This is a genomic window from Stenotrophomonas sp. HMWF003 (assembly GCF_003061285.1).
GTDB classification, from domain to species: Bacteria; Pseudomonadota; Gammaproteobacteria; order Xanthomonadales; family Xanthomonadaceae; genus Stenotrophomonas; species Stenotrophomonas maltophilia_AP.
In genome coordinates this window covers 1,537-6,082 of sequence record NZ_QAIW01000382.1, presented here as the reverse complement: position 1 = coordinate 6,082, position 4,546 = coordinate 1,537, and the positions used below count along the sequence as shown (strand labels likewise).

Annotated in this window: 4 protein-coding genes; all 4 read left to right on the top strand. The window is 66.4% G+C overall.

Going from position 1 to position 4,546, the window contains the following annotated elements; all coding sequences use genetic code 11:
• The first annotated feature begins 1 nt into the window (after position 1).
• The gene (gene pilO, locus DBR34_RS16370; protein ID WP_128097596.1) at positions 2-676 is read left to right on the top strand and encodes a type 4a pilus biogenesis protein PilO; all 675 of its coding nucleotides are present in this window, start codon (positions 2-4) and stop codon (positions 674-676) included.
• Positions 677-684: 8 nt separating this feature from the next.
• On the top strand, positions 685-1,206 hold the full coding sequence (locus DBR34_RS16365) for a pilus assembly protein PilP (protein ID WP_181394046.1): 522 nt from the start codon (positions 685-687) through the stop codon (positions 1,204-1,206).
• Between the two features lie 20 nt (positions 1,207-1,226).
• Entirely contained in the window at positions 1,227-3,206 is a 1,980-nt protein-coding gene (locus DBR34_RS16360) for a type IV pilus secretin PilQ family protein (RefSeq protein WP_128097582.1), read from the top strand.
• A 234-nt stretch (positions 3,207-3,440) separates the two neighbouring features.
• Positions 3,441-4,478 (top strand): MoxR family ATPase, encoded by a 1,038-nt coding sequence (locus tag DBR34_RS16355; RefSeq protein ID WP_258224019.1) that lies wholly within the window; start codon positions 3,441-3,443, stop codon positions 4,476-4,478.
• The last annotated feature ends 68 nt before the right edge of the window (positions 4,479-4,546 follow it).

The following is a 4,546-nucleotide window of genomic DNA, read 5'->3' as shown; positions in this document are numbered from 1 at the left end:
CATGAGCCAGAAGATGAATCTCAAAGAGCTGGACTTCAACAACATCGGCAACTGGCCGCAACAGGCCAAAGTGGTGTTCTGCGCGCTGCTCTCGCTGTTGATCGTGTTCCTGGCGTGGTTCGCCCTGATCAGCGGCAAGCGTGAAGAGCTGGCCTCGCTGGAAAACACCGAAAGCAGCCTGCGGGAAGAGTTCGTCAAGGAGCAGGGGCGTGCGGTCAACCTGGCGCCGCTCAAGCAGCAGCTGGCCCAGATGGAGCAGGTGCTGCAGCAGATGCTGCGCCAGCTGCCCAGCAAGACCGAAATGCCGGACCTGATCATCGACATCTCGCAGACCGCGTTGTCCAGCGGCCTGGTCAATGAGCTGTTCCAGCCCGGTGCCGAGCAGCCCAAGGAGTTCTACGCCGAAAAGCCGATCGCCCTGCGCATGGTGGGCAGCTACCACCAGTTCGGTGCGTTCGTCAGTGGCGTGGCCTCGCTGCCGCGCGTGGTCATCCTGACCATGCACGACATCAACCTGAAGCCGAAGGATCCCAAGACCGGCATCACCGCGCGCAGCGGTGCGCTGGAGCTGTCGGGCACGGTCAAGACCTACCGTTACCTGGACGAGCTGGAAATGGAAGCGCAGGAAAAGGCGGCCGCCGCCGACAAGACCGCCAAGCCCGGAGGCACGCCATGAGCCTGGGGATGACCGCACGGGTATGCGGGTTGCTGGTGCTGGCACTGCTGGCCGGTTGCGCACGCGGGATAAGCAGTACCCCGGGCGATGCGCCGAACCTGGAAAAGTGGGTGGAGGACGTGCGTGCGCGCCCGGCGCCCCCGCTTGAGCCACTGCCGGTGATGCAGCAGTTTGAAACGTTCGAGTATTCCGCGCAGGGGATGCGGGATCCGTTCACCGACGCCTGGACCAATCCGCAGGGCGGGTCGGGGCTGCGTCCGGACCCGAACCGTCGCAAGGAACCGCTGGAAGCCTTCCCGCTGGATGCCTTGGACATGGTGGGTTCGCTCGGCCGGGGCGGCGGGCTGGTCGCACTGGTGATGGCGCCGGACAAGGTCACCTATCGGGTGCGTCCGGGCGTCTATCTGGGGCAGAGCGACGGCCGGGTGACCGGGGTCTTCGAAGACCGGATCGAACTGATTGAACTGGTGCCGGATGGCGCGGGCGGCTGGCTGGAACGGCCTGCATCGCTTGCGCTTGAAGATCAATGAATGATTACGGGGATAGCACGATGACCTTTTCCAATGCCATGCGGCAGCGTCCCGACAGGCGCCCGAAGCTGATCCACCTGTGCGCGCTGGGAGTCGCGCTCATGGTGGCCAATGGCACGCTGTTGGCGGCCACGCCCGCCGCAGCGGCTCCGCAGCCTGCCGCCAGCGCCGCGCCGATCACCGCGCCGGCTTCGCTGTCGGTATCCAAGATCGATTTCAAGCGCGGTGACGACGGCGCCGGGCGGTTGATCCTGCAGTTCGACGGCAAGGGCGCCAGCCCCGACCTTCGCACCCAGGGCAACAACGTGGTGATCGACGTCGGCAACGTGCGCCTGCCGGAGAACCTGCAGAAGTCGATCAACGTGGTCGATTTCGCCACGCCGGTGCAGCGCATCGATCCCAAGCCCTACGGCGGCGGCACCCAGCTGGTGCTCAACACCAATACCGCGTTCGAGTCGCTGGCCTACCAGACCGGCAACGAGTATGTGGTGGAGATCAGCCCGCGCAAGGAGGCCCCGGCCACCGGCGCGATCAATGCCACCACCGTGACCCAGGCGGCCACCGCCATTGCCCAGCGCGGGTACAGCGGCAAGCCGGTGACCTTCAACTTCCAGGACGTGCCGGTGCGCACCGTGCTGCAGTTGATCGCCGAAGAGTCCAACCTGAACGTGGTGGCCTCCGACAGCGTCGAAGGCAACGTCACCCTGCGTCTGGTCAACGTGCCGTGGGACCAGGCGCTGGACATCGTGCTGCGCGCCAAGGGCCTGGACAAGCGTCGCGAAGGCGGCGTGGTGTGGGTCGCCCCGCAGCCGGAACTGGCCAAGTTCGAGCAGGACAAGGAAGACGCGCGCATCGCGATCGAGAACCGCGAAGACCTGGTCACCGATTACATCCAGATCAACTACCACAACGCCGCGCAGATCTTCAAAGCGCTGACCGAGGCCAAGGGCATCGGCGGCAACAGCGGTGGCAGCGGTGGTGGCAGCGGCAGCAGTTCGCAGGAAGACAGCGGGTTCCTGTCCTCGCGGGGTCGCATCGTTGCCGACGAGCGCACCAATACGCTGATGATCAGCGACATCCCGAAGAAGCTGGCGCGCATGCGCGAGCTGATCAACGTGATCGACCGCCCGGTCGACCAGGTATTGATCGAAAGCCGCATCGTCATCGCCACCGATTCGTTCGCCCGGGAACTGGGCGCCAAGTTCGGTATCAGCGGTGCGCGCGACAACGTGTACTTCGGCGGCAACGTTGATCAGAATCACGCCAACGCCACCAGCAATTCCACCAATGCCACCCAATACGCCCGCGACGTGGCGGCATGGGAGGCCGGTGGCCGCACGGGCGCAATACCCGTGCGGACGCCGAACACGCTGAGCGGCAACAACCTCAACTGGAACCTGCCCGTCGCGGCCGCCTCCAACCCGGGTTCGCTGGCACTGTCGATCCTCAACGCCGGTTACCTGCTGGACGTGGAGTTGTCGGCCATGCAGCAGGAGTCGCGTGGCGAATTGATCTCCAACCCGCGCGTGGTGACCACCAACCAGCGCGAAGCACTGATCAAGCAGGGTAAAGAAATCGCCTACGTCACCATCACCGGTGGCGGCAGCGGTGGTGCCGCAACGCCGAACGTGCAGTTCAAGGAAGTGGTGCTGGAGTTGAAGGTCACCCCGACCATCACCAACGACAACCGCGTGTTCCTGAACATGTCGGTCAAGAAGGATGAAGTCGAGAGCTACATCCGTCTGCAGGGGTACGGTGAAGTGCCGACGATCAATCGCCGCGAAGTGAACACGGCCGTGCTGGTGGAGGACGGCCAGACCGTCGTCATCGGTGGCGTGTACGAGTTCACCGACCGCAACAGCATCAACAAGGTGCCGTTCCTGGGCGACGTGCCGTTCCTGGGCAACCTGTTCAAGAAGCGTAGCCGCAACAAGGACAAGGCCGAGCTGTTGGTCTTCGTGACCCCGAAGGTATTGCGGGTTGCAAAGCGCGCCGACTGAATCCCTGCGGCGCTGATGCGTGTTGAAGGGCCGCCCTGTGCGGCCCTTCTGCGTTTGGGGGCGACCCCAACGGGTTCTCCCACCCAGGTCTTCGCCCGCTGAGCGCGCGTCGATGGCCGCGTCCTGCAGCGCTTGCATGCGCGCGATTCCTGTTCATCCCGCCTTGATGCAGGCGCAGCAGCAGGCTGCGATGATAGTGGGGAACCGATTTCCCTGGCGCTGGTCCTAGTCTCCATGAATTCCATTCCCCCACTTCCCGATGCGCTCCCCGGGGCGGTCACGCCGTCGGTCGAACACGAGGTCTCTCGCCTGCACGACGGCTTCCGCGCCCTGCGCGATGCCCTGGCCGGCGAGATCGTCGGCCAGGCGGCGCTGGTTGATCGGCTCCTGACCGCCTTGCTGGCCGATGGCCACCTGCTGGTCGAAGGCGCCCCGGGGCTGGCCAAGACCACCGCCATCCGCGCGCTGGCCGCGCGCCTGGAGGCGGACTTCTCGCGCGTGCAGTTCACCCCGGACCTGTTGCCGGCCGACCTGACCGGCACCGAGATCTGGCGCCCGCAGGAGGGCCGCTTCGAGTTCGTGCCGGGGCCGATCTTCCACCCGATCCTGTTGGCCGACGAAATCAACCGCGCCCCGGCCAAGGTGCAGTCCGCGCTGCTGGAGGCGATGGGCGAGCGCCAGGTCACCGTGGGCCGCCACACCTACGCGTTGCCGGCCTTGTTCCTGGTGATGGCCACGCAGAACCCGATCGAGCAGGAAGGCACCTTCCCGCTGCCCGAAGCGCAGCTGGACCGTTTCCTGATGCATGTGCGCATCGGCTATCCCGACTCCGATGCCGAAGCAGAGATCCTTCGCCTGGCGCGCGAGCGTGCGCGCGACGCCCTGGGCACGCCGCCGCCGGCCCCGGCGCGGATGCCGCTGCAGGATGTGTTCGACGCCCGCAAGGCGGTGCTGTCGCTGCACATGGCGCCGGCATTGGAGCGCTACCTGATCGAAATCGTGCTGGCCTCCCGCGACGCCGCCCGTTACGACCCGGCGCTGGCCCGTCGCATCGCCTGGGGCGCCAGCCCGCGTGGCTCGATTGCGCTGGAGCGCTGCGCGCGTGCGCGTGCCTGGCTTGCCGGCCGCGACTTCGTCACCCCCGATGACGTGCGCAGCGTGGCCCCGGACGTGCTGCGGCACCGCGTGCTGCCCAGCTACGAAGCCACTGCCGAAGGCTGGGACGGCGACCGCCTGGTGGCCGAACTGCTGGCCCGCGTGCCGGCGCCCTGATCCGGATGGACGCCAACGTGGGCAGCGCGGCAGGCGCGACCAACGGCGACGGCCTGCGCCCCAGCCTG

Bases quoted from the DNA above. Each gene is read 5' to 3' on its own strand.
- pilO (WP_128097596.1), top strand. From the start codon at position 2: ATGAGCCAGAAGATGAATCTCAAAGAGCTGGACTTCAACAACATCGGC.
- DBR34_RS16365 (WP_181394046.1), top strand. From the start codon at position 685: ATGACCGCACGGGTATGCGGGTTGCTGGTGCTGGCACTGCTGGCCGGT.
- DBR34_RS16360 (WP_128097582.1), top strand. From the start codon at position 1,227: ATGACCTTTTCCAATGCCATGCGGCAGCGTCCCGACAGGCGCCCGAAG.
- DBR34_RS16355 (WP_258224019.1), top strand. From the start codon at position 3,441: ATGAATTCCATTCCCCCACTTCCCGATGCGCTCCCCGGGGCGGTCACG.